Raw genomic sequence first — 25,749 nt, 5'->3', positions numbered from 1 at the left:
CCTCAGGCGGTGATCGTCACCGTCGAGCGGTCGTCGGCGCCGCGGCGCACGTGGATCTGCTCGGCGATCTGCGCTTTCATGTCGCCGACGTGGCTGACGATGCCGACGGTGCGGCCCGCCTCGGCGAGGCGCCCGATCTCGCGGACGACGGTCTCGAGGGTCTCGGGGTCGAGGGATCCGAAGCCCTCGTCGATGAAGAGGGTCTCCATCTGCACGCCGCCGGCCTCGCCCATGACGATGTCGGCGAGCCCGAGCGCGAGGGCGAGGGAGACGAAGAAGGTCTCGCCGCCGGAGAGGGTCTCGGGGACGCGCACCTGATCGGTGCGGCGGTCGAGGACCAGCAGGTCGAGGCCGGTCTTCTTCGCGCCGCGGGCACCGGTGTCGCGCTGCAGCTCCAGCTCGGAGCCGGAGAAGAGGGCGAGGCGGGCGTTCGCGGCGTCGATCACGGCGTCGAGCCGCCACATCAGCACGTAGGTGGAGAGCTGCACCCGGTCGCCGTCGGCGGAGCGGCCGGTCGCGAGGTCGGCCACGCGCACCACCACACCGGCGTCCTCGCTGACGGTGCGGACCTGGGCGGAGGCGGCGGTGAGCGCGCCGCGGGCCTCGGCGGTGCGCTGGGCGATGCCGCGGAGCCGGGCGGCCTCCCCGGCGGCCTCGCGGGAGGCGGCGCGGGCGGCGGTGAGCCGCTCCCCCGCGGCGAGGAGCGCGGCCTCGGCCTGCGCGCGGGACTCCTCGGTGGAGGTGGTCTCCGCGATGCCGTCCTCGGCGAGGCCGTCGGCGAGTCGGGACTCCTCGACCGCGCGCGTCTCGAGCTGCTTCTGCCGGGCGGTGCGCTCCGCGGCGGGGAGCACGGCGGCGCCGGCGGCCTCGGCGGTGACGAGACCGCTGGTGGCGAGGGCGCTGTCGGTCTCGGCGGCGAGTTCGGCGGCCTGCTCCTCGGCGGTGGTGCGGGTGCGCAGCGCGTCGAGCAGGGCGGTCGCGGCGCGGGCACGGGCGGTGTGGGCGCGGCGGCGGGCGGAGATCGAGTCGTCGTCCCCCCGCGCGGCCGCGAGACGGTCGCGGTCGGCCGCGAGCACTTGGGCGACCTCGCGGATCGCGGCGTCCTCCCGCTCGACCTCGAGGGCCTCCCGCTGCCGGGCAGCGGCGGACGTCTCGGTCTCGGCGTCGAAGGCGGTGAGCCGGGCCTCGATCTGCTCGGCGCGGCGGCTCGCGGCTGTCGCCCCGTCGAGGGCGGTGCGCGCCGCCGCGACGACCGCCGTGGCGGTCTCGACGGTGTTCTCGCCGGCCTGCTCCCGGAGTCGGTCGAGCTTCTCGCGGGCGACGGCGAGGTCGCGGGCGTCGCGGGCCTGCTCCTGCTCGGCACGCTGCCGGGCGGCCTCGGCGGCGTCGACCTGCTCGGGACTGACGGCGTCCTCGGCGGGGTCGGCAGGGCGGGGGTGCTCGGCAGCGCCGCAGACGGGGCAGGGGGCTCCGTCCTCGAGGTCGACGGCGAGCTCGGCGGCGATCCCGGCGAAGCGGCGGCGGCGCAGATCGGTCTCCGTCCAGGCCGTGTCCCGAGCGGCCCGGAGAGAGGCCGCGGCGGAGCGCTCAGCGGCGGCGACCGCCTGCTCCTGGGCGGTGCGGGCGGTGGTCGCCTCCTGCACGGCGAGGGCGACGGTGAGCGCCTGCGTCGCCTCGGGCAGCGTGGCCCCGGCGGCGCGCGCGGTGTCCCGCTGCTCGACGAGCACGGCGCGGGCCGCGGGGCGCTCCTCCAGCGCGGCGGTGAGCGCGGCGAGTTTCTCCCCCCGGCCGGCGAGGTCCTCGCGCCGCGCGACCAGCCGCTCCTCCCGCGCGGGCAGGGCGGTCTCGAGGTCGATGAGATCCTTCAGGGCACCGGCGGACGCGGTCGCCTCCGAGGCGGCGTCGGCGAGCTGCTCGGCGGGGAGGTCGACGAGGTCGGGGTGGTCCGGGCGGGTGCGCGTGACCAGCTCGGCGAGGGATTCGATCGCGCGGGAGGCGGCCGCGGAGGCGGTGTCGCGGCGGCGCAGCAGGTCGACCACGGGGCGGGCGGTCTCGTCGGCCGCGAGCGCGGTGCGGGCCCGTTCGACCTGGGGGGATTCCTGCTCGAGGCGGGCGGCGAGCTGGTCGAGCCGGTAGCGGCGTTCGAGGCGGGTGCGGACGGTGCCGGCCTCGTCGGCCGCGATGCGCGCGGTCTGCTCGGCGGTGGTGGCGGCATCGGCCGCGGTGCGGGCGGACTCCGCGCGGGCGTCGACGGACGCGAGCTGCGCGTCGGCCGACTCGGCGAGGGGGTCGAGCCGCAGCGCCGCGGCGTGCTCGACGAGGGCGGTGCTCTCCTCGTCCTCGAGGGCCGCTGCCTCGGTGAAGCGGGCGACGGCGGTGGAGAGGGTCTGCTGGGCGGCCTCGACCTGGCGCTTGGCCTGCTGGCGCATGCCCTCGAGCTGCTTCTCGACGGCCGCGTAGGTCTCGGTGCCGAACACGCGCTGGAGGACCTGCTGACGGTCCCCGGTGCCGGCGCGGAGGAAGCGCGCGAACTCGTTCTGCGGGAGCAGGACGGTCTGCGTGAACTGCTCGCGGGTGAGACCGACGGCGCGCTGCACCTCGCGTCCCACCTCGTCGAGGCGGCTCGCGATCACCTCGGAGCCCGACCCGGAGCCCGCGGCGTCGGCGATCGCCGCGGGCAGCGCCTGCGGGGAGCCGATCCGCCACAGGACGGCCTTGGCCTGCTCCTTCGTGGTGCCGCTGCCGCGCAGCTTGGGACGCTGGAACTCGGGCTGGCGGCGCACGCGGTGCAGGCCGGAGCTGGTCTCGAAGACGAGGTCGACGACGCTCGGTGCGGTGGGCGCGGCGAACTGGGAGCGGATCCGGTCGGCGCTCGTGGCGCTGCCGGCGACCTGCCCGTAGAGCGCGTAGACGATCGCGTCGAGGATGGTGGACTTGCCGGAGCCGGTGGGGCCCTCGAGGAGGAAGGTGCCGCTCGCGCCGAGGGCCGCGAAGTCGATCTCGACGGTCCCCGCGAAGGGGCCGATGCCGGTCAGGCGCAGGTAGTGGAGCTTCACGAGGCCTCCTGCTCGCGGCGGACGGCGGCGTAGGCGCGCTCGAGCACGGCGTGCTCGGCGTCGGTGGGGTCGCCGCCGGTGACATGGGCGAGGAACTCGTCCATCACTTCGAGGGGGTTCTGTTCTCGGCGCACCACCGGGGTGCCCTCGCGGGCGGCGCGGCCCTCGGGGGCGTACTCGGTGAGCAGCAGGTGCGGGAAGGCCTCGCGCAGCTGCTCCTGCAGGTGGGCGGGGCGGGCGGGGTCGGTGACGACGGCCTTGAGCCAGTCGCCGGCGTGCTCGGTGCGGTGGGCGAGGATCTCCTCGAGGGTGCCGCGCAGTTCGGTGAGTCGGCGCGGGACGGGGGTCTCGACCCGGCGCACCTGGGCGGTGGTGCCGGGGGCGCCGAGCTCGACGAGCAGCACGGACTTGCGGTGGCTCCGCTCGGAGAAGGAGAAGGCGAGCGGGGAGCCGGAGTACCAGGCGGGCGCGCCGACGAGGGCGGTGAGGTCCTGGCAGCCGTGGAGGTGGCCGAGCGCGAGGTAGTCGAGCCCGGCCAGGACCCCTGCGGGCACGGAATCGACGCCGCCCACGGAGAGGTCTCGCTCGGAGTCGGAGCCCTCGCCGCCGGTGACGAAGGTGTGGGCGAGGACGACGGTGCGGGCGCCGGGGCGGGTCGCGGCACGCTCGCGGACGCGGTCGAGCGCGGCGCGGGTGACGGCCTCGTGGCTGCGGGCGAGGGGCTCGCCGCCGGGGCCGGCGAGCTCGGCGCGGGCGCGGTCCGGCTCGAGATAGGGCAGTCCGAAGACGAGGACCTCGCCGTGCTCGTCCTCGACACTCACGGGGTGTTCGAGGCCGGGGAGGTCGGTGAGGAGGTGGATGCCGCCGCGCATGAGCGAGCGACCGAAGCCGAGCCGCTCGGGCGAGTCGTGGTTGCCGCTGGTGAGGATCACGGTCGCGCCCGTCGCGGCGAGGCGGGCGAGGGCCCGGTCCAGGAGGGTCACGCTGCTCACCGCGGGCACCGCCCGGTCGTAGACGTCGCCGGGGACGACGACCACGTCGACCTCTTCGGCCTCGACCAGCTCGACGAGCCAGTCGAGGAAGGCGGCCTGGTGCTCGTGCAGGTCGACCTTGTGCAGGGTGCGGCCCAGGTGCCAGTCCGAGGTGTGCAGGATCTTCATGTCTCCGAGCCTAGGGGCGAGGTGCGACGAGCGAGGGCGGGCGCGCGCGGGCGCGCGGGGTCGCGCGATCAGAAGGGCGGCGGCCCGGCGTCGCCCCATCCCCCGAGCGGGGGCTCGAGCGGCGGGTAGGGCGGGGGCTCGAGCGGGGGGCAGGGAGAAGCGTCGGCCGACGGGCGCGGGTCGAGCAGCTCGGCGATGTCCCAGTCGGGGGGTGTCTCGTCCTCCCCTCCCCCGGGATTCGGCGCCGGCTCCCCGGCGTAAGTGCCGCGGAGGAAGCTGGACCAGGCGGCGGTGAGCCCCTCGACCATGCGCAGGCTCGCCACGTCCAGGTCGTCGATCACGGTCACCGCGTCTCCGGCGCCGCCGATCCGCCAGCGGGTGCGGCCCGGTTCGGTGGGGCCGGTGGGGATCCGGACGGGGTCGAGGAGTCCGGTGGTCTTGTCGAGGTGGTGCTGCCAGCACAGGAGGTGCAGGTTCTCGAGGTCGGTGGGCCCGCCCGCGCCGGGGGTGCCGCGGCGGCACTCCTCGAGGTGGTCGCACTCGGACGCCCACGAGCTGGGGCGGGTGCAGCCCGGCACAGCGCACTGGGCGCTGCGCAAGCGCAGGTGCTCGAGCATCGCCGGGGTGGGCGTGTACCGCTCGGCGGGCAGGGGCAGGAAGGCCCCGCTGCAGGGATCGGTCAACACGCGGTACCAGACATCCGCCGAGCCGGCGAGGCTGCGGGCCATCGACGGCGGCAACGGGGTCGTGCCCTCGAGCATGCCCGGCTCGTCCGACGCGCCGAGGAGCGTGAGCGCCGGGATCGTGATGTTGAGGCGGAAGCGCGGGGCAGGCACGTCGACACCGTCGGGGTCCAGCTGTGCGGAGGTGAGCAGAGCGAAGCGCAGGCGCGTGAGCGACAGGGCGCGACCGCTCTCGAGGACCGTCCCCTCCGGGTCATGCGGGATCGGGGCACCCTCGCGGAGGGCGGCGCGCTGGGCGGCCTGGAGGGCGCGGGCCGTCTCGTCGAGCTCCGTGAAACAGGCGAGGATGTCGGGGATCGGACCGGTGATCTGCAGGATCCCGACGCCCGGCTGCGGCGACGGGAGCAGCTCGACGGACCGCTCGAGACAGGATTCCGGATCGGGGCGATCCTCCCGCTGACGGAGCAGCTCGATGAGACCTTTCAGCAGGGTGAAGAATCGTTCCGAGGTGATATCCGCGAACCAGGTGGAGAGGATCTCGTCGAGCTGTCGACGGGAATCGTCCGACAGGCTTCGAGATCCTTTCAGGATCCGCTCGAACCAGGCGGCGGAGATCTCCCCGGAGTCGAGCCGAGCGAGCGCTCGCGGGAGCAGATGGACGGCCTGGTGCGCGTCCCGGAGACGCCATCCCGCGGCACCGCGGGTCACGCGGAGGGCGAGGGCGGCGCGCAGGGTGTCGACCTCGTTCACCTCCTCGCACTCCTCGTACTCTCCCTCGAGCTCGTGGAGCGCGGCGAGGGCGCGGTACTGGCTGACGAGAGCTCGGGCGGCAGCCCGCTCGGCATCCCAGACGCGCTGTGATGCCGCGCTGAGCTGGGGATCATCTGCGCAGCCACCGCGAGCCGGGAGGGCCTCGCGAGTGCCGGGAGTGCGACCGGAGACGGCGCGCAAGCGCAGCGGGAGAGAGGCGAGCAGGTCAGGATCGACGGGCGCCAGACCGGCGGCCGAGGGCGCGACCGCGGCCCCATCGTCAGCCTTCGGGGCGCGGGAGGAGGAACCCGACGAGGAGCCGTCGATCGGCACGATGCTCACCACGTCCACCCCCTCTGCATCCCCGTCGGGGAGGGCGCGGGACCCGCGCCGAGAACTCCCCCTCGAACACCTCCACCCTAATCCTCATCACCCACCTGGGAAATCCCTGCTCTCGCATTTGTGGATAACTTCGTCGCCACGGCGGGTGATCGACGAGAAACACCACGGGGGCCGAATCGTTCCTCCCCAGAACAGGGTTATCCACAGGGTTTTTCCCCATGTCGCGGCGGACAGGGTTTCGTGTGTCGGACCCCGGGTGTACAGGGGGCCAGGAGCGACAGCCGGCCGGTCAGTGGGCGGCACGAGCGGTGGCGGGCGGGCCGAGCGACGGTCCGGCACGCCTCCTGAGCCAGACGCCGCCGCGCGGCTCCGCGCCGTTCCCCTACACTCGGCCGCTGGACACGGGGTGCGCCCGAGGCGCTGAGATCACACCCGTGGAACCTGATCTAGTTCGTACTAGCGAAGGGATGTCCGCATGAGCTCGGATTCTCGCACCCTCTTTCCGCACGCCCGCACGGCCCAGCCCGCCCGCACGGCCCAGCCCGACCCCCGCCCCGCACCCGCCCTCCCCCGGGTCCTCTCGATCGCCGGGACGGACCCGACGGGCGGAGCCGGCACCGCCGCGGACCTCAAGTCGATCACCGCCGCGGGCGGTTACGGCATGGCCGCGGTCACCGCCGTCGTCGCGCAGAACACGCACGGCGTGCGCGACATCCACCTCCCGCCCGCCACCGTCCTCACCGCGCAGCTCGAGGCGGTCTCCGACGATGTCGAGCTCGAGGCCGTCAAGACCGGCATGCTTGGCACCGCCGAGATCATCGACGCCGTCGAGACCTGGCTCCGCGCGCATCCGCCGCGAGTGCTCGTCATCGACCCGGTCATGGTCGCGACCAGCGGTGATCGCCTCCTCGCCGGCGAGGCCGAGCAGGCGATGCGGCGCCTGTGCCGCCTCGCGACCGCCATCACCCCGAACCTCGACGAGCTCGCCGTCCTCACCGGCGAGGCCCCCGCGCGCACCGAGTCCGAGGCCCTCGCCCAGGCCGAGCGCTTCGCCGCCGAGACCGGTGTCGCCGTCGTCGTGAAGACCGGACACCTCGACACCCGCGCGATCACCACGACCTGGGTCCCCGCCGGCGGCGGCACGGGCCACGCGGTGCGGACCACCCGCGTCGACACCACCAGCACGCACGGCACCGGCTGCTCCCTCGCCGCCGCGCTCGCCACGCGGCTGGGCGCCGGCGACGACCCCCGGACGGCGCTCGCCTGGGCGAGCCGCTGGCTGCACGAAGCGATCCAGCACGGCGCGGCGCTGCAGGTGGGCGGCGGGAACGGGCCCGTGGACCACGGGCATCTCGGCCGCCGGCTCGCCGCGGCGGGATCCGCGGCACCATGGCTCGGCCCTGACGCGGTGCCGGCCCGGCTCGAGGCGCCGGCAGACCTCCACCCTGCCCCAGCCGACGGGCCCGCCCCCACCCACGGGTCCGCCCCGGCCGTCGCCCCCGTCGGCCCCTGGACCGCCGCGCTCTGGGAGGCGGGCGCGCCGCTCGCCGCCGCGATCGACGACTCGGGCTTCGTCGCCGCCCTCGTCGACGGCAGCCTGCCGGAGGAGCAGTTCAGCGTCTATCTCGCGCAGGACGCCCACTACCTGCAGCGGTACTCGCGGGCGCTGGCGGCACTGGCCGCCTCCGCCCCGGACGACGAGGCGCGTGCGTTCTGGTCGGCCTCCTCGCGGACCTGCGTCGAGACCGAGATGGAGTTACACCACAGCTGGCTCGCCCCCCGACCGGAGGCGGCGACGCTCCCCGTCGGCCCCGTGACCAGCGCCTACACCGACTTCCTGCTCGCCCGGGCGCTCGGCTCCCCGCACGTGGTCGGCGCGGCGGCGGCCCTGCCCTGCTTCTGGCTGTACGCGCAGGTGGGCGCGGGACTGCCGGAGGTCCCGGCGGATCATCCCTACCGGGACTGGCTACTGACCTACCGCGATCCGGACTTCGTCGAGGGGGTGCGCGGGGCCCTCGTCATCGTCGAGCGGGAGCTCGCCGTGGCGAGCCCCGAGGTGCGGGCAGACGCGGCGAGGGACTTCCTCCTCGCCTGCCGGCACGAGCTCGAGTTCTTCGAGCAGGCGCGCCGATGAGCGCGGCCACGGTCCCCACCGCCCCCACGCTCCCCGCGGAGGGACGGGCCGCGCTGCGAGCGGGGGTGGTCGGCAACTGGATCGACAACATCCACGTGTTCCTGCCGGTCACGGCGCTGGCCCCGGCGATGCTGGTGCTCGCTGGACCGTCGGCGACCGCGTCGACGGGGGCGCTGATCATCGTCGCGATGCTGCTGGGCCGGCCCGTCGGCGGGGTGGTGTTCGGGCGGATCGCAGACCGGCTGGGCCGCACCCGCACCACGAAGGTCGCGATCGCCGGGACCGCCGCGTGCGCGCTCGCGATCGCCGCCGTCCCGACGCACGAGCTGCTCGGTCCCGGCACCGTCGCCCTGGTGCTGATCCTGCGCTTCCTCGGCGGGATCTTCGTCGCCGGCGAGTACTCGGCGGCGATCCCGCTGGCCATGGAGTGGTCCGCGCCGCGCCGGCGGGGGCTGATGAGCGGGCTGATCCTGTCGATGGCGCCGTGGGCGCAGGCATCGATCGCCTTCGCGGTCGCGCTGCTGCTCGCCGCGCTCGGACCGGACCACTACGCGGTCTGGGGCTGGCGGGCGCTGTTCGTCCTCGGCGCCGCGCTGTCGATCGGGATGATGCTCTACTACCGGCGGCACGTGGTGGACGCGCCGATCCTGCACCGCACGACCACGGCCCCCGCGCCCACCGCCCCTGCCCCGTCGGCCCCGCGCCCGGGCCTGCGCAGCCTGCTCGCCGGAGGCTGGGCGCCGGCCTTCTGGCAGGCGTTCGTGCTGATGACGGGGCTGTGGCTGCTCACCGACTCGACGGTGCTGCTGCTCACGGCGCGGCTCGCGACCGACTCGAGCCTCTCCCCGGAGGCGGTGCCGCTCGCGATGGGCGTCGCCGCGATCGCGCAGGCGCTCGCGATGGCGGCCGCGGGGCACGTGTCGAGCCTCGTCGGCCGACGCCGGCTGCTGGTGGTCTGGGGAGCGGTGGCCGCCGTGCTCGGTCCGGTGCTGTGGTGGGCGGCGGTGCACGCCCCGACCCTCGCCGCGGCGGCCCTCCTCGCCGCGCTGCTGCAGGTCGCGACGGTCTCCGCCTACGGACCGATCGCCGCGTACCTCTCCGAGCGGTTCCCCGCGGCGGTCCGGTCGACGGGCTACGGCTCCGCCTACAGCCTCTCGCTCGTGCTGCCGGCGCTGTACCCCTTCTACGTGCCGGCGCTCGAGCCGCTGCTCGGCCGGGACGGGACGGTGATCGGCATGGTCGTGCTCGGCGGGGCGCTCGTGGTGCTCGGCGCGCTGCTCGGGCCGCGACTGTCCCCGCGCGACCTCGACGCCGATCTCGACACGGTCGCGGAGCGGGGTCGGCGATGAGCGCGGTCCCTCCTCCCGACCCGCTGCTGGAGTCCGTCCGGCCGGTGCTCGCGGCGGTCCGCGAGCGGGTGCCGCTCGTGCACTGCCTGACGGCGACCGTGTCGATGGGCCTGGTCGCGGACGGTCTGCTCGCCGCGGGCGCCCGGCCGATGATGACCGAGACGCTCGCCGAGGCGCCCGTCGTCACCACCCTCGCCGACGCCCTGCTCATCAACCTCGGCACTCTCTCGACCGATGCGATGGACGGGATCCCCGCGACGGTCCGGGTCGCGCGCTCGGACGCCCGACCCTGGGTGCTGGATCCGACGGCGATCGGGATCGCGCCGGTCCGCACCCCGCTCGCGCGGCGGCTCCTCGGCGAGCGGCCGACGGTGGTGCGCGGCAACGCCTCGGAGATCCTCGCCCTGGTCGGGGAGGGATCCGGGGGTCGCGGCGCCGACGCGACCGACGCCGCGGAGACCGCCGAGCGGGCCGCGGCACGGATCGCGGAGCGCACCGGCGGCGCGGTCGCCGTCTCCGGGCCGGTGGACCTGCTGGCCGGCGTCGGCCGACGGGAGCGGGTCGCGCGCGGCTCCGCCCTGCTCGCGCGGGTCACGGGCACCGGCTGCCTGCTCGGTGCCCTCACTGCGGCCTGCACCGCCGTCGCCGAGGACGCCCTCGTCGCCGCCCGCGCCGCGACCGTCTGGCTGGACCTCGCCGGGGAGGTCGCGGCGACCCGCGCCACCGGTCCCGGCTCCTTCCGGATGCACCTGCTCGACGCCCTCGACGAGATCGGACGCTGACATGACCCGCACTCCCCTCCCCCTCGATCTGCGCTGCTACCTGGTCACCTCCGGCTTAGGCCGCCGCACCGTCGACGTCGCCGCGCGGGCCGCCGCGGCGGGGGCCGGCGTAGTGCAGGTGCGGGCGAAGCAGGCGAGCACCGCGGCGCTGCTCGAGCTGGTCCTCGCCGTCGCGGAGGCCGTGGAGGTCGCGCGCCCGGCGACGCGGGTGCTGGTCGATGACCGGGCGGACGTCGCCGCGGCCGCCCGGGCCCGCGGCGCGCACGTCCACGGGGTGCACCTGGGGCAGGACGACCTGCCCGTCGCCGACGCCCGGGCGCTGCTCGGCGAGGACGCGATCATCGGCCTGACCACGGGGACCCTCGAGCTGGTGCGGGCGGCGGAGCCGGACGCCCGCCGCCTCGACTATCTCGGCGCGGGCCCCTTCCGCCGCACCCCCACGAAGGACTCGGGCCGGGAGCCGCTGGGGGTCGCCGGCTATCCGGCGCTGGTCGCCGCGACCAGCCTGCCGATCGTCGCGATAGGCGACGTCACCCCCGCCGACGTCCCCGCCCTCACGGCGACCGGGGTGGCCGGGGTGGCGCTCGTGCGGGCGGTGATGGACGCCGCGGACCCCGCGGCGGTGGTGCGGGAGGTGCTGCGGGCGTAGCGTCGAGCCATGACTCCTGAAACTGCCGACACGACCGTCGACGTGCTCGTGATCGGCGGTGGACCCGTCGGCGAGAACGTCGCCCAGTACGCCGTCGAGGGCACCGACCTGACCTGCGCGATCCTCGAGCGCGAACTGCTCGGCGGCGAATGCTCCTACTACGCGTGCATGCCGTCGAAGGCGCTGCTGCGCCCGATCGACGTCGCCCGCGCCGCCGCGCAGCTGCCGGGGATCAGCACCCCGCACGTCGAGCCGGAGGCGCTGCTGGCCCGGCGCGACGACTGGGTGTCCCACTACGACGACGCCGGCCAGGTCTCCTGGGCGGAGGGCGCCGGGCTGCGCGTGCTGCGCGGTCACGGCCGGCTCGTCGGCGAGCGCGAGGTCGAGGTCGAGACGGCCGACGGGACGAGCACGCGCGTACGGGCGCGGCGGGCGGTGGTCCTCGCGACCGGCTCGGTGCCCGTCGTGCCGGAGCCGCTGCGCGACCTCGCGCCCTGGACCTCGCGCGATGCCACCGGGGTGCAGGAGGTGCCCGCGCAGCTGCTGATCGTGGGCGGCGGCGTGGTCGCCGTCGAGGCCGCGACGTGGATGGCCGCCCTCGGCGCGCAGGTGCGGATGCTGGTGCGCGGGGAGGCGCTGCTCACCGGTCTCGAGCCCGCCGCGGGACGGCACGTCCTCGAGGCGCTGCGGTCGCTCGGGATCGGGGTCGAGCTCGGGGCGGAGGTCGTCTCCGCCTCCCGCGAGGCGGCGGAGGACACCGGGCTCGGCCGGATCCACGGCGGCGGGGTCGCCGTGCAGGTGCGGGACGCCGACGCGACGCGCGAGGTCACGGCCGACGAGATCCTGGTGGCGACCGGGCGGCGGCCGCGCCTGGACGACGTCGGCCTCGAGGCGGTCGGCCTCGCCCCCGCGAACGTGCTCGCCGGACTGCTGCCCGCGTGGCTGCACGCCGTCGGCGACGCGAGCGGGGAGGCGCCGCTGACGCACTGGGGCAAGTACCGCGCCCGCGTGATCGGGCAGGAGATCCGCGCGGCGGCGACGGGCGAGGCGGTCGAGCCGCGGCCGACGGCGGTGCCCGTGCCGCAGGTGGTGTTCACGGATCCGCAGGTTGCGGCCGTCGGGCTCACCGAGCGCGAGGCCCGGGGGCAGGGGGTCGACGTGGTCACGGCTGAGGTGCCCTATGGCGCGGCGGCCGGCACCGCGCTGCTGCGCGACGACGTGACGGGCACGGCGAAGATCGTCGTCGACGCCCGCACGGGCGTGCTGTGCGGAGCGACCTTCGTCGGCCCCGAGGCGGCCGAGCTGGTGCACGCGGCGACAGTCGCGATCGTCGGCCGCGTGCCGGTGCACGTGCTCCGCCACGCCGTGCCCAGCTATCCCGCCGCCTCGGAGCTGTGGCTCCGCCTGCTCGAGGAGCTGCCGCGGGAGCTCCGGGCGGGGTGAGCTCCGGGCGCCCGATGACAGATGGCACTGGTATAGGCGGCGGGGATCGGCTGTGATGGAGGGGACCGACCCGATCCGTCGTCCGCTCCGAGGCATGCCAGGAGGATCATGTTCCGCCGACTGCAGCGCACCCGACAGCTCCGCCGCGCGAAGCCTGGTGACGGCCGCGAGCTCAGCCGACTGCGCTGGTGGCAGATCCTCACCCGCACCCAGTTCGCGTTGCCGTCCTCGGCCGCGGCGGGGCGTACTGAGCTGTACGTCGTCGACGTGCACCATCTCGCGAGCGAGCTCGAGGGCGGGAGGCTCGCCGAGGGCACCCGGCATCCGAAGATCGCCCTCTATCGCGACGGCCGCCGCACCCACATCGCCGACTCCCCCGTCGCCTTCGAGGTGCCCGGCGGGGTGATCGAAGCGGCGGTGGGCGGCTACGGCCTCACCCGGATGCACCTCGTGCCCGAGGACGGCGCGGAGGCGACCACGCTCGTGCCGCATCCGCGCTCCCTCGAGGGACGCCGCGCCCGCTTCGGGCGGCGGCATCCCGCGGCGAGCCGCCTGATCGGAGCGCTCGCGATCGTGATCCTGCTGATCGGGGTGGTGCTGATGCTGCCCCAGGCGGCGGAGCTGATCACGAGCATCCCGCCCGTCGCGGACCGGATCGGCACCTTCACGTCCCCGATCAGCCTGCCGGGGTGGCTGAACATCTCCCTGCTCATCGCGGGCGTGCTCGCGGCGACCGAACGGGCGCTCACGCTGCGCAATCACTGGCTGATCGACGCCGAGACCACCTGGACCTCCTTCGTCTGAGAAAGGCGCCATGACCCCGAGCTCCCCCGACCCGATCTTCGCCGACCCGCGCCTGGCCGCGTGCTACGACACGTTCGACGGCGAACGCGACGACCTGCCCCCGTACCGGGCGATCCTCGCCGAGCACTCGGCCCGCACCGTGATCGACGTCGGCTGCGGCACCGGAGCCCTCGCCACGCTGCTCGCCGCCGACGGCCTCACGGTGACGGGAGTCGACCCGGCCCTCGCCTCCCTCGACGTCGCCCGGCGGAAGCCCCATGCCGAGGCCGTGACCTGGCGGCACGGCACCGCCGAGGATCTGCCGCCCCTCGGTGCGGATGCGGCGGTGATGACCGGGAACGTCGCGCAGGTGTTCGTCACCGACGAGGCCTGGGCGGCGACGCTGCGCGGTATCCGCGGTGCGCTGCGGCCGGGCGGGGTGCTGGTCTTCGAGACCCGTCGGCCCGGGCGCCGGGCCTGGGAGGAGTGGCAGGCCGACACCGCGGAGACGCTCCACGACGTGCCGGGCATCGGCCCGGTGCGCCAGCGGCCGACGGGGGTCGAGGTCGCGCTGCCGCTCGTGACCTTCTCCGACGAGTTCCGCTTCGCGGACGGCACGGTGCTCACCTCGACCTCCACGCTGCGGTGGCGGGACGAGGCCGAGCTGCGGGACACGCTCGCGGCGACCGGCTTCGACGTCGAGGAGATCCGCGAGGCGCCGGACCGCCCGGGCCGCGAGTACGTGGTGATCGCCCGGGCGGTCTGAGAGGAGCGCGGGGCTCAGGCCTCGGGAGTCGTCCCGGTGTAGAAGCCGTAGGTCGCGTCGGCATTGCGCTCGGCGAGCGGGGCCTCGGCACCGGAGGCGATGTGGGCGACGGCCCAGCCGTCCGCCGCGCCGCGGTAGAAGGAGCGGCCCTCGTCGGTGCCGGCCCAGGCCTCGGCCTCGGCGGGGCTGAGCGAGCCCTCGACCCCGCCGAGGTGCAGGGACAGGCCCAGCAGGCCGCCGTCCCAGCCCACGCCCGTCGCGCCCGGGCCGAAGGTCTCCCACATCTCGGCGGGGACGTCGGCGGTGCGGCTGGAGTGCTCGAGCTCGAAGGCGGTGCGCTCGGCGTCGACCTCCTGCAGGCGCACGGTCACCCACGAGACGCCGCCCATCGCCTCCCAGGTCGCGGAGAACTCGGCGGCCCCTTCGGCGGGCGGCTCGCAGACGGTGATCTCCCCGCCCGCGTTGCCCTCGAACTGGTAGCGGCCGCCGAGGCGGAGGTCGCCGCTGACCGGCAGGAACCAGCGCTGGATGCGCTCGGCGCTGGTGACCGCCTCCCACACGTCGGCGAGCTCGGCGGGATAGGTCTGCTCGAGCGACTGGACGTGCATCTCCTCGCCGTCGCGCTCCTCGACGCGGTAGCTGCGGGTGACGGAGCGGAGCTGAGCGGGGACGTCGACCATGGGGATCTCCTTCGGGTGGGCGGCAGGGCCGCGGGGGTGGGTGGGATGGTTCGGCGGGGGGGCGGGCTGGGGCGGGTCGGGGACCTGGGGGCGGGGCGGGGTCAGGGGCGCGGTCAGGCGCTGCGGGCGTCGGGCGGGTCAGGCGCTGCGGGCGTCGGGCGGGTCAGGCGCTGCGGGCGTCGGGCGGGTCCGCGGCGGCTGGGGCGGAGTTCGTGGCGGGGGCAAGGTCGGGGGCGGAGGCGGCGGAGGGCTGCTCCGCGTCGAGGCGCCGTCGGCGCTTCCCTCGGGCGAGCTCGGTGCCGAGCGCGTCCAGCTTCGGGAGCCAGAAGCGCTCGAAGGGGGTGAGCCAGTCGCTCGCCTCGCGGGGGCCGCGGGCGCCGACCGAGTACATCCGACGGCGGCCCTCCGCCCGGACCTCGACGAAGCCGTGGTCGCGCAGGACCTTCAGGTGCTGGGAGACGGCCGGCTGGCTGATGCCGAACTCCCCCTGCACCACTTCGCCGATCTCTCCTGCGCTGCGCTCCCCGGACTCGGCGAGGAGCTCGAGGGTCCGTCGCCGCACCGGGTCGCCGAGGACGTCGAGCGCGTGCATGCGGCCATGCTCCCCCACACAGCACATATAAGTCAAGACTTATGTGAGGGGCAGGGCTGGGTCGGACCGGCGGAGCGGGGATGTCACTCAGCCACCTCCGCTCCTCACCCAGCCGTCCTGCCCGCCCTCACCCGGTCGACCTGCCCGCCCTCTCCCGGCCGCCCTGCCCGCCCTCACCCAGCCGCCCTGCCCGCCCTCTCCCGGCCGCCCTGCTGGAATACCGCGTCAGGCGTGACCTCAAGGCTCCAGCGGCGTCGAGGTCACGCCTGGCGCGGAGTTTCAGCAGCGGGGGTGGCGGAGGGCGGCAGGTGGAGGGGCGGTCAGTGGGCGGGGTGCGGGGCGGTCAGTGGGCGGGGTGCGGGGCGGCGGCGGGGACGGTGCTCAGCTCCCTCCCCCCCCACTTCCCGGCCACCCCCGCCCTCTCCCGGTCGCCCTGCTGGAATACCGCGTCAGGCGTGACCTCAAGGCTCCGGCGGCGTCGAGGTCACGCCTGTCGCGGAGTTTCAGCAGCGGGGGTGGCGGCGGGTGGCAGCTGGAGGGGCGGAGGGGCGGGGCAGCTGGAAGGGCGGGGCGGGTGGAGGGGCGGGTGGAGGGCGGGTCGGGTGGAGGGGCGGGGCGGGCGGGACCAGTGGGCCGGGCCAGTGGGGCGGGGCCGGTGGGGTGTGCAGCCGGGGCGGGGTCAGCGGCGGGCGAGGAGGATGGCTCGGTAGGCGATGCCGGCCGCGAGCAGGGCGAGACCCGCGACGATCGTGCTGCCGGGCAGGGCGGCGACCAGGAGCACGCAGCCGACCAGGCCGATGACCTGCATCGCCTTCGGGAACAGCCGCCACTCCCCCTCCTGCGTCAGCGCCGCGAGGTTCGCGACTGCGTAGTAGAGCAGCACCCCGAAGGAGGACGCGGCAATCGCGACCAGGACGCTGTCGGCGAGCAGCACGAGCAGCAGGATCACGACGGCCGCGACGATCTCCGCCCGCTGCGGGACGGAGCGCTTCGCATCGACAGCGGCGAGCGGCGCGGGCAGGTCCCGCTCCCGGGCCATCGCGAGGACGGTCCGCGACACCCCCGCGACGAGGGCGAGCAGGGCACCGGACGCCGCGGCGACCGCCCCGACCGTGACGACCACGATCCACACCCCGCCCGCGCCGACCGCGGCGAGGGCCGCCCGGAACGGCGCGGGGCCCCACCCGGCGCCGTCGGGGTCCAGCCCCACCAGGACCAGCACGATCGACAGCGCGAGGTAGAGCGCACACACCGCGGCGAGGGCCACGAGGATCGCGCGCGGGATCGTGCGACGCGGATCCACGACCTCCTCGCCGAGGGTCGCGACGCGCGCGTACCCGGCGAAGGCGAAGAACATCAGCGCCGCCGCCTGGGCGAGTGCGAGGAGCAGGCCGACGGTCCCGCCGGAGCCCGCCCCGGCGAGGGCCGCGAGGCCGCCGTCCCACAGTCCGGTCGCCTGCCCCGCGAGCGGGCCCGGCACGGCGGAGAGCTCCGGGAAGCCGCCCGTCGGCTCGCCCGCGCCCTCGGCGCCCGTGCCGCCCGTCCCGACTGCCCCGCGGCCGAGCACCCCGGCGATCAGTCGTCCCGCGGTGAGCAGCAGGGCAGCGATCGCGACGGTGACGAGCACCCGGGCGAGGGCGGCCGTGCGGGTGATGCCGACGAGGTTCACGGCCGTCAGCAGCACCACCACGGCCGCCGCGACCGGTCGCTGGAACGGCTCCGGCACCAGGTACGCGGCGATGACCAGGGCCATCGCTGCACAGGAGGCGATCTTGCCGATCACGAAGCACCAGCCGGCGAGGAAGCCCCACCAGGGCCCGAGCTGCAGTCGGCCGTAGTGGTAGGTGCCGCCCGAGCTGGGGTGCTGGGCGGCGAGCTGCGCGGTCGAGGTGGCATTGCACAGGGCGACGACAGCGGCGATCAGCACCGCGAGCGGAGCCAGGGCGCCCGCGAGGTCCTGTGCGGCGCCGACGGACACGAAGGCCCCCGCCCCGATCATCGAGGCGAGTCCGATCACCACGGCGTCCCCGAGACGGAGTCGGCGGGAGAGGGCGGGTGCGGCGGACATGGGGCTCCTGGGGTGTGTGGGGGGTTAGGGGTCTTGAGGGGCGGCGGTGGAACCGTGTCCATGAACGGGACGTGAGCGGCCCGAGACCTGCGATATGCAGGGCACAGGCCGCTCACGTCCCGTCGGTGGACAGGAACCCGGTGGGGATCAGCCGGGGATCAGGCGGCCGAGCGGTCCCGGCCCTTCCCGTGGCCCTGACCCTTGCCCTTGTCGTGGCCCGTCCCATGGCCGTTCCCGTGGCCGTGGCCCTTACCCGGGTGCTCGGAGTCAGGGTCGCACTTCTGGACGCCGTGGCCCTTGCCGTTCTCCTGGCCGCGGCCCTTGCCGGTGCCGACGCCGTTCTCGCGGCACTCACCCGGCTCACCCGGCTCCTCGACCTCGGGGAACTCGCCGCCGATGCCCACGATGATCGGATCGTGGTCAGAGGACCCGAACGGACCGGACTCGAAGAGGTCGGTGGCGTTGTTCTGGTAGCGCGCGTACTGGGTCATCACGGACTCGGCGCCGTTGATCTGCCAGTCGGTCGCACCGCTGACGCGCTCGGCGGCGGACGGGCTCGCGAGCACGTGGTCGAGGGAGCCGACCATCCCGGAGTAGCTGTAGGACCAGCCTTCGGGGTGGTGGGTCTCGCCGAGGTTCACGAAGCCCTCGGCGTAGAAGAGCTGCAGCGGCTCCTCCTGGGTGTAGGAGTTGAAGTCGCCGCCGTGGAAGACGTCCTCGACGCCCGCCGCGGCCGCGGTCTGCTCGCCCCAGGCCAGCAGCGCCTCGGCCTGCTGGAGTCGGGAGGTGCGGGAGTTGCCCTGGACCGGGTCCGCCTCGAGCCCGGCATCCTCGGCGTCGGCCGAGCCCTTGGACTTGAAGTGGTTGATGGTGAAGAAGAAGGGCTCGCCCTGCACCGGCTCGCCGGACTCCTCGGTCCCCTCCGCCTCGTCGCTCTCGCTCAGCGGGGCGAACACCTGGCCGATCGGCTCGCGGGCGTTGTCGAAGGCCGGGTCGTCGGCGAGGATCTGCACGCCGCCGACGGGGGTGACCTCCGCGGGCTTGTAGATGATGGCGTTCGTGATGGCGTCCTGGCCGCCGTCCAGTCCGAGGGCGGCGTAAGCCTCCCCGGTCGGGATGTAGGCCCAGGTTCCCTCGCCGTCCTGCGCGTTGAGGGCGGCGACGAGGGTCGCGGTCGCCTCGTCGGCCTCCTCGCCGAGGCGGGCCGAGTTCTCGATCTCGGTCAGGCCCACCACGTCGGCGCCGGTGCCGGAGATCGCCGCGACGATCTTGGACTGCTGGCGCTCGAGGTCATCGGCGCCCCAGGCGCCGCGCAGGTCGCAGCCGCCGCGCACGTTGGTGCCGTCGCCGTGCATGTTGGTGTACGGCTCGCAGCCGGGGGTGTCCTCGCCGAGCGTGGTGAAGTAATTCAGCACGTTGAAGGTGGCGAGCTGCAGGTCGCCGCCCACCTCCTCGGGCGCGTCCTGGCGGGTGTTCTCGACGTCGACCCCGTCGGTCTCCGCGGACTCCCACGGGGTGGTGGTGTTCAGCCGCCACTGGTCGAAGGAGTAGGCGACGACGACCGGCTCGGTGAAGTCGATGGCGGCGCCGACGCGGATCGGCTCCTCGGTGCTCAGCCAGCTCATCGGCTGGGTCGGGTTCGCGGAGAAGTCAGTGGACTTGCCGTCGTCGAGCAGCACCAGGTTGTCGGCCTGCGCGTCGAAGTAGGCGGTGGCCTCCGCGCCGGGGCGCATGATGTCGCCGGCCTGCTGCAGCGGCTCGCCGCCGATCGCGAGGCCCACCTCGCCGTAGCGGCCCGTGTTGTAGACGTCGGTGACGGTGAAGTCGCCGGCGCCGGGCAGGTACAGCATGTGCTCGAGGGACTCGCGCTCCTCGGCGGCGGTCGGGAAGCCGCTCTCGAGGGTCAGCGGCTCGACGGTGCCGAGGCTCTCGGGGAGGATCTCGAGCCCGTCGGCGCCGACGGTGACCTGCGTGGACTCGTAGTACTCGGAGACCTCGCCGGTGACCCGCACCGAGTCGCCGATCGCGACCTGGCCGGCGGTGTCGCGGGAGTAGACGAACACGGCGGTGGAGCCGGTGTGGGTGGAGAAATCCAGCGCCCCGCCGGTGCCGGCGGTCTGGATCACGTAGCCGTTCAGGCCGCCGGTCGCGTAGACGGCGGTGACGACGCCCTCGGTGGTGACCTGCTGCCCGACCAGCGGGGAGGTCGCCCCGGTGCCCTGGATCTCGGCGATCGTCGCCGCGACGGCCTCGCCGGGGGGCTCCTCCTCGTCGTCGTCCCCGCCGCCGGTGCCGCCGGAGTTGGTGGGGGTGGGCTCGCCCGCGACGAAGTCGGTGGAGTTCTCGCCGGTCGCGGCGATGCGCGAGGCGGAGGTGCTGTTGGACAGGCCCGGGGCGGCGGCCTCGCCGGAGAAGCTCACGGCGGTGCCGTAGCCGACGAGGTCGACCACCGCGGGGTTCTCGGCGCAGGTGACGCCGGAGCAGGCGAGGGTGCCGCTCGCGTCGGTGAGGGCGAAGGCGCCGTTGGTGCCGGACGCGGCGATGGTGCCGGTGGCGTCCGGGGCGGGCAGCGCCTCGGTGCCGCCGCTGCCCTGCGCGAGCTGGATCAGAAAGGTGCCGCCCGCGGGGACGGTGCCGGTGAGCGTCAGGGAGTTGTTCACTCCGAAGCTCCCCGCAGCGGAGGAGTACTGCAGGGTCCAGCCGGTCACGTCGACGTCGGCGCCGGAGGTGTTCACCAGCTCGACGAAGTCATGGGTGTAGGTCGCGCCGGAGTTGCCGCCGCCGCCGTACACCTCCTGGATCTGGACGGCGCCGGGGGTGACCACGGCGGCCTGGGCGGCGGGGGTGAGGGACGGGGCGAGGGAGAGGCCGAGCGCGAGCGCGGCCGCCGCGGCGCCGACGCGCAGCAGGCGCGGGCGCAGACCGGAGGCCGTGAAGACAGTGGGAGGCATGGGGAGAGCTCCTGGGGAACGGGAGAAGCGACGCGGGCGAGTCGAGGGAGGAGACAGGGGACCGTGCACGACGGAGGGGCCGCGCCGCAGGGGCGCGACCCCTCCGTCGTCAGGTCGGGTCAGCGGCGGGAGAGCCGGTGACGCAGGCCGAGGGCGCCGAGTCCCGCGAGGGACAGGGAGCCGGCGACCGCCAGCAGCGGGGCGACGGTCGCACCGGTGCGGGGCAGGTCCGAGCGGCCGTTGGACGAGCCGCCGGTCGAGGAGGAGCCGCCGGTCGAGCTGCCGCCGGCGGTGGAGCCGCCGTCGGTCGCGTCGTCGTCCGACGAGCCGCCGTCGCTCGGGGCGGGGGTGTCATCGTCGCCGCCATCGCTCGGGGCCGGGGTGTCATCGTCGCCGCCGTCGCTCGGGGGCGGGGTGGTGTCGTCGTCATCGTCGCCGCAGATGTCGGTCGGCGCGCCGCCCGAGGTCCAGGTGAAGGACGGGATCTCGAAGACGATCTCGGTGCCGGTCTCGGGGACCGCGGTGATGGTCAGCGGGACGACGGTGCCCTCGGGGACGCACAGCCAGTCGGCGAGGGTGACGTCGGCCGCGAGGCCGTCCACCCCGTCGATCGCGCCGTAGGGCGCCTCGAAGGTGCCGTACTCGCCGGCATCGACGGTGACCGAGGTGATCTCGGGGGCGCCGAGGCTCTGCGACTCGAGACCCGCGAGGCGCAGCACCGGATCGCGATCCACGCCGGCCTCGGAGTCGTACTCGCCGCCGTCGACGATCTGCAGGTCGATCTGGCGCTGCGAGTAGTCGGGGGCGAGGTCGGGGTTCGCCTCGAGGTAGGAGATGAACGCGTCGCGGTCCAGCACGCCGGAGTCGCGGACGTTCTGCGCCTCGGAGAGGGCCCACATGTTGTCGCCGCCCTCGAAGAGGAAGCTCGCGGTGACGATGGTGTAGGTCGCGTCGGGGTCGATCGGCTCGCCGTTGATGCGGATGTCGAGGATCCGGTCGTCGGTGCCGCGGGTGCTGTCGAAGACGTACTCGACGTTCTCGGAGACCGAGAAGGCGAGGAAGGACTCGTCGCCCTCGTCGACGCCGCCGCCGTCGGCCGTGCGCTGCCACTGCTCCTCGAGCATCTGCTTGAACTGGGCGCCGGTGACCTCACCGGAGTTCAGGGTGTTGCCGAAGGGCACCATGCTGTTGGCCTCGGCGTAGGTGACCACGCCCTCGCCCTCGCCGCGGGTCGACTCGGCGTCCCACAGCTCGGCGCGGATGCCGCCCGGGTTCATGAAGCCGATGACCTCGTTCTCGCCGGCGAGGCCCGCGTCCTCGAGGTACCACTTCATGGAGTCGGCGAGCATGTTGCCGGCCGCGGAGTGGCGGTAGCGGTTGTCGCCCTTGGTGGTGGCCTGGTTGCCGACCTCCTCGAGCGGGACGCGCACGCCGTCGACGTAGCCGGCCTTGGAGTCGTCCCAGGAGGTGGTGATGTCCCCGGCGACGGAGCCGACGGGCTCGGCGCCCACCTCGGCGGCGTCCGCGATCGCGGTATCGGCGATCGAGGTGACCTCCTGGGTCACGGCGGTGTCGGTGGCGCACTCGGCCTCGGTCGAGCGCAGCTCGGGATCGGCCACGGCGTCCCAGTCGCCCTCGGCGTCGCGCTCGAGGGTGACGGTGCCGAGGTTCGCGGCGCTCGCGCCGGTCTGGATGATCGCGCGGGTCTCGCCGTCCTCGCCGGGCACGGCGGCCTGGTAGGCGTAAGTGCGGTGCGAGTCGCCGTTGAAGATCGCGTCGACCTCGGCGTCGGTCTCGGTGACGATCTTGTCGAAGATCGGGTCGGTGTTCGCCGGGGCGGCACCGGACTCGGCGTCGGCGCTCGCGCCCTCGTGGTAGACGGCGACGGCGAGGTCGTACTCGATCCCCTCGGCCTGCAGCTCGTCGATCACGTCGTTGACCGCGTCGACCGGGTCACCGAAGGTGAGGCCCTCGATCGCGGCGGGGCTGACCTTGCCGACGGTCTTGGTGGTGACGGCGCCGATCACGGCGACCTTCACGCCGTCGCGCTCGATGATGGTGTACGCCTCGTGGACGCGCTCCCCCGAGGCGTCGTAGACGTTCGCGGCGAGGTCCGGGAACTCGGTGCGCGGCTCGATGCGCTCGAACAGGTCGTCCTGGCCCTGGTCGTACTCGTGGTTGCCGATCGCGGAGGCGTCGACGCCGAGGGCGTTGAGCACGTCGATCGTCGGCTCGTCGTTCTGCACGGCGGACTCGAAGGAGGAGCCGCCGACGTTGTCGCCCGCGGAGAGTAGGAAAGAGGTCGCGCTCTCGGCGCGCACGCTCTCCACCTGGCAGGCGAGGGCCGAGGCGCCGCCGAGGGCGCCGTGGAAGTCGTTGAAGCCCATCAGCGTGACCTGCTGACCGGGCTCGGCGGCGACGGCGCCGAGTGGGATCAGGGCGCCGGAGAGGGCGAGGGCGGCGGCACCGAGGCCGACGGCCGCGCGGCGCGGGACGCGCCGGACGGAGTGTTCGAACATGGAGGTCTCCTGGGAGCGAGATGGGAGCACACGGAGTGCGCTTCGTCATTCCATCCCATGTCTCGCAGGACACGCCCGGAAGTCTCCGAGCTGGGACCGTTCTGTCACCTTGAGTTCACCAGGCATGACGGTTCTTGTTCATCGGCCCCGATCCCTTGACCCGGCCTTGGAGAATCCTTGACCGAGCGAGGTCTGGACGGCCGGCCGGGGCCCCGATATCGGGCGCTGCCCGCTGTGGCGGTCAGCGTGCCGTGGCGGTCAGCCCTCGGCGCCGCGGCCGAACTTGCGGTGGTCGGCCTGCTCCTCGAACATCCGCGCGGCGCGCAGCGAGTTCACCTCGCCGACGACCGGGTTCGGCTGGTGGGTGGCGCGTGTGCCGCCGTACAGCGAGAGCAGGTTCATCGCGACGGCGCGCTGATTGCGGTGGCCGAGCATCTTGGTGACGTGGACGCCCAGCCAGGCGGCCCAGCCCAGCGAACCCGTCAGGCCCGGCAGGTGCGGGATCTCGGCGATCGCGGCGTGGCGGCCGATCGTGGCCATCGTGCCGAGGTCCGTGTAGTGGAACTTCTGGCGCGGCGTGCCGGCGACCTCCGCGGCGATCGCCTTCGCGGCGGCGCGGCCCATCTGCACCGCGGGCTGCGCGAGCTGCGGCAGCGCCTCGTCCTGCGCGGCGATGTCGCCCGCGGCGTAGACCCCCGGAACACCCTTGACCTGCAGGTAGTCGTCGACCTGGATGCGGCCGCGCTTGTCCTGGGGCAGGCCCCACTGCGAGACGACCTCGGGCACGCCGACGCCGGCCGCCCAGATGGTCACGTCGGACTCGAGCACCGTGTCGTCGTCGAGGATCACATGGTCGTAGCCCACGGACTTCACGCCGTGGCCGAGGCGCAGCACGACGCCGCGGTCGGCGAGCTCCTCCGCGGCGTACTCGCGGAAGTCGGGACGGAACTCCTTGATCAGCTCGGTGCCACGCTGGATGATCGTCACCTGCAGCGTCCCGGGGTCCATCTCCGGGTAGAGGATGTCCAGCTCCTGCATGCGGAAGTCCGCGAGCGCCCCTGCGATCTCGACCCCCGTCGGCCCGCCGCCGACCACGCACACGTGCAGCTTGTCGTGGTGCGAGGTGACCTCGCGGGTGGCCCGCTCGAGCTCGGAGAAGAGACGGTCGCGGATCGCGAGGGCCTGCGAGCGGGTGTACATCGGCATCGCGTGCTCCTCGGCGCCCGGGGTGCCGAAGTAGGTGGTGGTGCAGCCGTTGGCCACGATCAGGTAGTCGTACTCGAGCTCCTGGGTGCCCTTGGTGCCCTCGTCGAGGGAGACGACCTTCCGCTCCGGGTCCACGCCCACGACCTCGCCCTGGCGGTAGCGCATGTTGGGGATCTTCAGCGACAGGCCGCGCAGGAACATGGTGACGTCGCCCGGGTTCAGGCCCGCGGTCGCGACCTGGTACAGCAGCGGCTGGAAGGTCTTGTAGACGTTGCGGTCGATCAGGGTCACGCGCACGCGGGCGTCGCGCAGGGCGCCGACGGCGTGCGCCCCGGCGAAGCCGCCGCCCAGGATGATCACGTGGGGCCAGCTCGCGCCGTCCTTCGCGGGGACGATCGGACGACGGCTGAGGAACGGCATGACCATGAGTGCGGACTCCTTCGGGGGACGGTCGGCCACGGGCGGCGGGAGCTCGGGGCCGGGTCGTCGGGGAGATGAGACGGCGGAGCGTGCGGTCTGCGGGCGGCGACGAGGTGGCCCCCAAGGGGACGGTCCCGTGGGTCGGGCCCGACGCCGGGGACGGGGGCGCCGGGGCGCCGTCCGAGTCCTCGCCGATGCTACCCACTCGCGCGGGGCGGGGACACCTGGGCGGGGCAGATGAGGTCGCGGCTCACAGCGTGTCCGCTGGGTCACGGGGGTGCGGCGGACGGGGTCAGGGGGTCCCGGCGGACACCGCTCCCACGACCAGGAAGGCAGCGCAGAGCGCACCGATGGCGAGCACGCCGAGGGTCGCGGCGAGCATCGGCAGACCACCGCGGAGCAGCACGCCCGCGGTGTGCAGGTCGTCGTGGGTGCGGCGGTAGCCCGTCGCGGCGAGGACGTAGGCGAGCACGGCCAGTCCCGCGCAGAGGATCCCGCCGACGACGGCCACCGGCCCCAGGTGCGAGACCGTGAAACGCATGGCCAGGAGGCTCGCGACGGCGAAGGAGAGGCAGGTGCGGCGCCAGGCGAGGAGGGTCCGTTCGGGCTGCAGGCCGGGGTCGAAGACGGCGGGCGACGGGGGCCGGGCGGCGGGCGGCGAGGGCAGGGCGGCGGGCGGCGGAGTGCCGGCCGGAGGCGGGGCGGGGGCGCTCACATCCACATCCCGATGCTCACCAGCGCCGCCGCGACCACAACGCCGACGACGATCACGGCGCCCGCGCCGAGTCCCGGCAGCGGGGCGGCCCGACGCAGCGAACGCTCGGTCGCGCGCCAGCCCCACCAAGCCTGCAGGGCGCAGAGGGTGCCGAGAACCAGGAACACGCCGGCCGCGGCGAGGCGCCAGCCGGTCGCCGCGGGCAGGGCGAGGGCCTCGAGGGCGAATGCACCGGCGTACATCGCGAGGGAGGTGCGCAGCCAGGCGAGGAAGGTGCGCTCGTTGGCCAGGCTGAAGCGGGGGTCGGGCTCCGCGCCCTGGCGGTAGACCGAGGCGGGGAAGCGGCGGTCGACGGGGGCGGGCGCGCCGGCGGGGGCGGGCGCGGCAGGGTCCTGAGGTGCCGCGGGGTCCGACGGCACGGCGGGGTCCTGAGGTGCGGTGGCGTCAGGAGGCGGGGTCACGGAGGCTCCTCGGGATCGTCGGGGGCGGCAGGGGGCGGCCGCAACCATCGTTCCACGGGGCCATCACACCGATCCGATCGGGTTTCCCGGGCTCGGGCGCTTCGCTCGCCCCGCCGACGCCCTCGCCGCCGCGCACTCCAACTCGATGCACCTGGGTCGACACTGTCGGCTGGCGAGCCAGATCGAGGGGGGGTGTGGGTTGTCAGGCGAAAACGGCGGACTCCCAGGGAAACTAATCGT

General features: G+C 74.6%; 18 protein-coding genes and 1 riboswitch. Of the genes, 7 read left to right on the top strand and 11 right to left on the bottom strand.

Features of this window, described 5'->3' with window-relative positions; genetic code table 11:
• Positions 1-2 precede the first annotated feature (2 nt).
• From V1258_RS05650 to V1258_RS05640, 3 genes are all read right to left on the bottom strand, one after another.
• Positions 3-3,056: an SMC family ATPase gene (locus V1258_RS05650; protein ID WP_329748754.1), complete on the bottom strand. Its 3,054-nt coding sequence runs from the start codon at positions 3,054-3,056 to the stop codon at positions 3-5.
• Complete coding sequence (locus V1258_RS05645; protein WP_329748753.1) at positions 3,053-4,216, bottom strand: exonuclease SbcCD subunit D; 1,164 nt, start codon at positions 4,214-4,216, stop codon at positions 3,053-3,055. Before V1258_RS05645 ends, V1258_RS05650 begins: the two co-directional genes overlap by 4 nt.
• Positions 4,217-4,284: 68 nt before the next feature.
• Positions 4,285-5,991, bottom strand: a complete 1,707-nt coding sequence (locus tag V1258_RS05640; protein WP_329748752.1) for an HNH endonuclease signature motif containing protein — start codon at positions 5,989-5,991, stop codon at positions 4,285-4,287.
• Between the two features lie 392 nt (positions 5,992-6,383).
• A riboswitch (TPP riboswitch) is annotated at positions 6,384-6,476 on the top strand.
• Between V1258_RS05640 and V1258_RS05635 the strand changes: the two genes are divergently transcribed.
• The 7 genes from V1258_RS05635 to V1258_RS05605 all read left to right on the top strand — a co-directional run bounded on the left by V1258_RS05635 (position 6,467) and on the right by V1258_RS05605 (position 13,897).
• A complete protein-coding gene (locus V1258_RS05635) occupies positions 6,467-8,125 on the top strand; it encodes a bifunctional hydroxymethylpyrimidine kinase/phosphomethylpyrimidine kinase (RefSeq protein ID WP_329748751.1) in 1,659 nt (552 codons plus the stop codon). Its footprint overlaps the riboswitch before it by 10 nt.
• Complete coding sequence (locus V1258_RS05630) at positions 8,122-9,474, top strand: MFS transporter (protein ID WP_329748750.1); 1,353 nt, start codon at positions 8,122-8,124, stop codon at positions 9,472-9,474. Before V1258_RS05635 ends, V1258_RS05630 begins: the two co-directional genes overlap by 4 nt.
• Positions 9,471-10,256 (top strand): hydroxyethylthiazole kinase, encoded by a 786-nt coding sequence (gene thiM, locus V1258_RS05625; RefSeq protein WP_329748749.1) that lies wholly within the window; start codon positions 9,471-9,473, stop codon positions 10,254-10,256. Before V1258_RS05630 ends, thiM begins: the two co-directional genes overlap by 4 nt.
• A 1-nt stretch (position 10,257) precedes the next feature.
• Positions 10,258-10,905: a thiamine phosphate synthase gene (locus V1258_RS05620; protein ID WP_329748748.1), complete on the top strand. Its 648-nt coding sequence runs from the start codon at positions 10,258-10,260 to the stop codon at positions 10,903-10,905.
• A 9-nt stretch (positions 10,906-10,914) separates the two neighbouring features.
• The gene (locus V1258_RS05615) at positions 10,915-12,348 is read left to right on the top strand and encodes a dihydrolipoyl dehydrogenase family protein (protein WP_329748747.1); all 1,434 of its coding nucleotides are present in this window, start codon (positions 10,915-10,917) and stop codon (positions 12,346-12,348) included.
• Positions 12,349-12,456: 108 nt separating this feature from the next.
• On the top strand, positions 12,457-13,152 hold the full coding sequence (locus tag V1258_RS05610; RefSeq protein WP_329748746.1) for a hypothetical protein: 696 nt from the start codon (positions 12,457-12,459) through the stop codon (positions 13,150-13,152).
• Between the two features lie 10 nt (positions 13,153-13,162).
• The gene (locus V1258_RS05605) at positions 13,163-13,897 is read left to right on the top strand and encodes a class I SAM-dependent methyltransferase (RefSeq protein WP_329748745.1); all 735 of its coding nucleotides are present in this window, start codon (positions 13,163-13,165) and stop codon (positions 13,895-13,897) included.
• Positions 13,898-13,911: 14 nt separating this feature from the next.
• Here V1258_RS05605 and V1258_RS05600 read toward each other — a convergent pair whose 3' ends face one another.
• From V1258_RS05600 to V1258_RS05565, 8 genes are all read right to left on the bottom strand, one after another.
• A complete protein-coding gene (locus V1258_RS05600) occupies positions 13,912-14,577 on the bottom strand; it encodes an SRPBCC domain-containing protein (RefSeq protein ID WP_329748744.1) in 666 nt (221 codons plus the stop codon).
• Positions 14,578-14,740: 163 nt separating this feature from the next.
• On the bottom strand, positions 14,741-15,169 hold the full coding sequence (locus V1258_RS05595) for an ArsR/SmtB family transcription factor (RefSeq protein ID WP_329748743.1): 429 nt from the start codon (positions 15,167-15,169) through the stop codon (positions 14,741-14,743).
• A gap of 679 nt (positions 15,170-15,848) precedes the next feature.
• Positions 15,849-17,237 (bottom strand): APC family permease, encoded by a 1,389-nt coding sequence (locus V1258_RS05590; RefSeq protein WP_329748742.1) that lies wholly within the window; start codon positions 17,235-17,237, stop codon positions 15,849-15,851.
• Between the two features lie 158 nt (positions 17,238-17,395).
• Entirely contained in the window at positions 17,396-20,188 is a 2,793-nt protein-coding gene (locus V1258_RS05585; protein WP_329748741.1) for an ExeM/NucH family extracellular endonuclease, read from the bottom strand.
• A gap of 119 nt (positions 20,189-20,307) precedes the next feature.
• Positions 20,308-22,707, bottom strand: a complete 2,400-nt coding sequence (locus V1258_RS05580) for a 5'-nucleotidase C-terminal domain-containing protein (protein ID WP_329748740.1) — start codon at positions 22,705-22,707, stop codon at positions 20,308-20,310.
• A gap of 258 nt (positions 22,708-22,965) precedes the next feature.
• Positions 22,966-24,339 (bottom strand): NAD(P)/FAD-dependent oxidoreductase, encoded by a 1,374-nt coding sequence (locus tag V1258_RS05575; RefSeq protein WP_329748739.1) that lies wholly within the window; start codon positions 24,337-24,339, stop codon positions 22,966-22,968.
• 286 nt (positions 24,340-24,625) lie between these two features.
• Positions 24,626-25,048: a DUF202 domain-containing protein gene (locus V1258_RS05570; protein ID WP_329748738.1), complete on the bottom strand. Its 423-nt coding sequence runs from the start codon at positions 25,046-25,048 to the stop codon at positions 24,626-24,628.
• Positions 25,045-25,338: a YidH family protein gene (locus V1258_RS05565; protein WP_329748900.1), complete on the bottom strand. Its 294-nt coding sequence runs from the start codon at positions 25,336-25,338 to the stop codon at positions 25,045-25,047. Before V1258_RS05565 ends, V1258_RS05570 begins: the two co-directional genes overlap by 4 nt.
• Positions 25,339-25,749: the final 411 nt, after the last annotated feature.

This window comes from Brachybacterium sp. J153 (assembly GCF_036311905.1).
Lineage (GTDB): Bacteria > Actinomycetota > Actinomycetes > Actinomycetales > Dermabacteraceae > Brachybacterium.
The sequence above is the reverse complement of the archived record's forward strand: the minus strand, read 5'-3'. Positions and strand labels throughout refer to the sequence as shown.

Coding starts and splice junctions, on each gene's coding strand:
- V1258_RS05600 (WP_329748744.1), bottom strand. CDS start 14,577: ATGGTCGACGTCCCCGCTCAGCTCCGCTCCGTCACCCGCAGCTACCGC.
- V1258_RS05635 (WP_329748751.1), top strand. CDS start 6,467: ATGAGCTCGGATTCTCGCACCCTCTTTCCGCACGCCCGCACGGCCCAG.
- V1258_RS05585 (WP_329748741.1), bottom strand. CDS start 20,188: ATGCCTCCCACTGTCTTCACGGCCTCCGGTCTGCGCCCGCGCCTGCTG.
- thiM (WP_329748749.1), top strand. CDS start 9,471: ATGAGCGCGGTCCCTCCTCCCGACCCGCTGCTGGAGTCCGTCCGGCCG.
- V1258_RS05605 (WP_329748745.1), top strand. CDS start 13,163: ATGACCCCGAGCTCCCCCGACCCGATCTTCGCCGACCCGCGCCTGGCC.
- V1258_RS05615 (WP_329748747.1), top strand. CDS start 10,915: ATGACTCCTGAAACTGCCGACACGACCGTCGACGTGCTCGTGATCGGC.
- V1258_RS05620 (WP_329748748.1), top strand. CDS start 10,258: ATGACCCGCACTCCCCTCCCCCTCGATCTGCGCTGCTACCTGGTCACC.
- V1258_RS05595 (WP_329748743.1), bottom strand. CDS start 15,169: ATGCACGCGCTCGACGTCCTCGGCGACCCGGTGCGGCGACGGACCCTC.
- V1258_RS05590 (WP_329748742.1), bottom strand. CDS start 17,237: ATGTCCGCCGCACCCGCCCTCTCCCGCCGACTCCGTCTCGGGGACGCC.
- V1258_RS05630 (WP_329748750.1), top strand. CDS start 8,122: ATGAGCGCGGCCACGGTCCCCACCGCCCCCACGCTCCCCGCGGAGGGA.
- V1258_RS05645 (WP_329748753.1), bottom strand. CDS start 4,216: ATGAAGATCCTGCACACCTCGGACTGGCACCTGGGCCGCACCCTGCAC.
- V1258_RS05610 (WP_329748746.1), top strand. CDS start 12,457: ATGTTCCGCCGACTGCAGCGCACCCGACAGCTCCGCCGCGCGAAGCCT.
- V1258_RS05575 (WP_329748739.1), bottom strand. CDS start 24,339: ATGGTCATGCCGTTCCTCAGCCGTCGTCCGATCGTCCCCGCGAAGGAC.
- V1258_RS05580 (WP_329748740.1), bottom strand. CDS start 22,707: ATGTTCGAACACTCCGTCCGGCGCGTCCCGCGCCGCGCGGCCGTCGGC.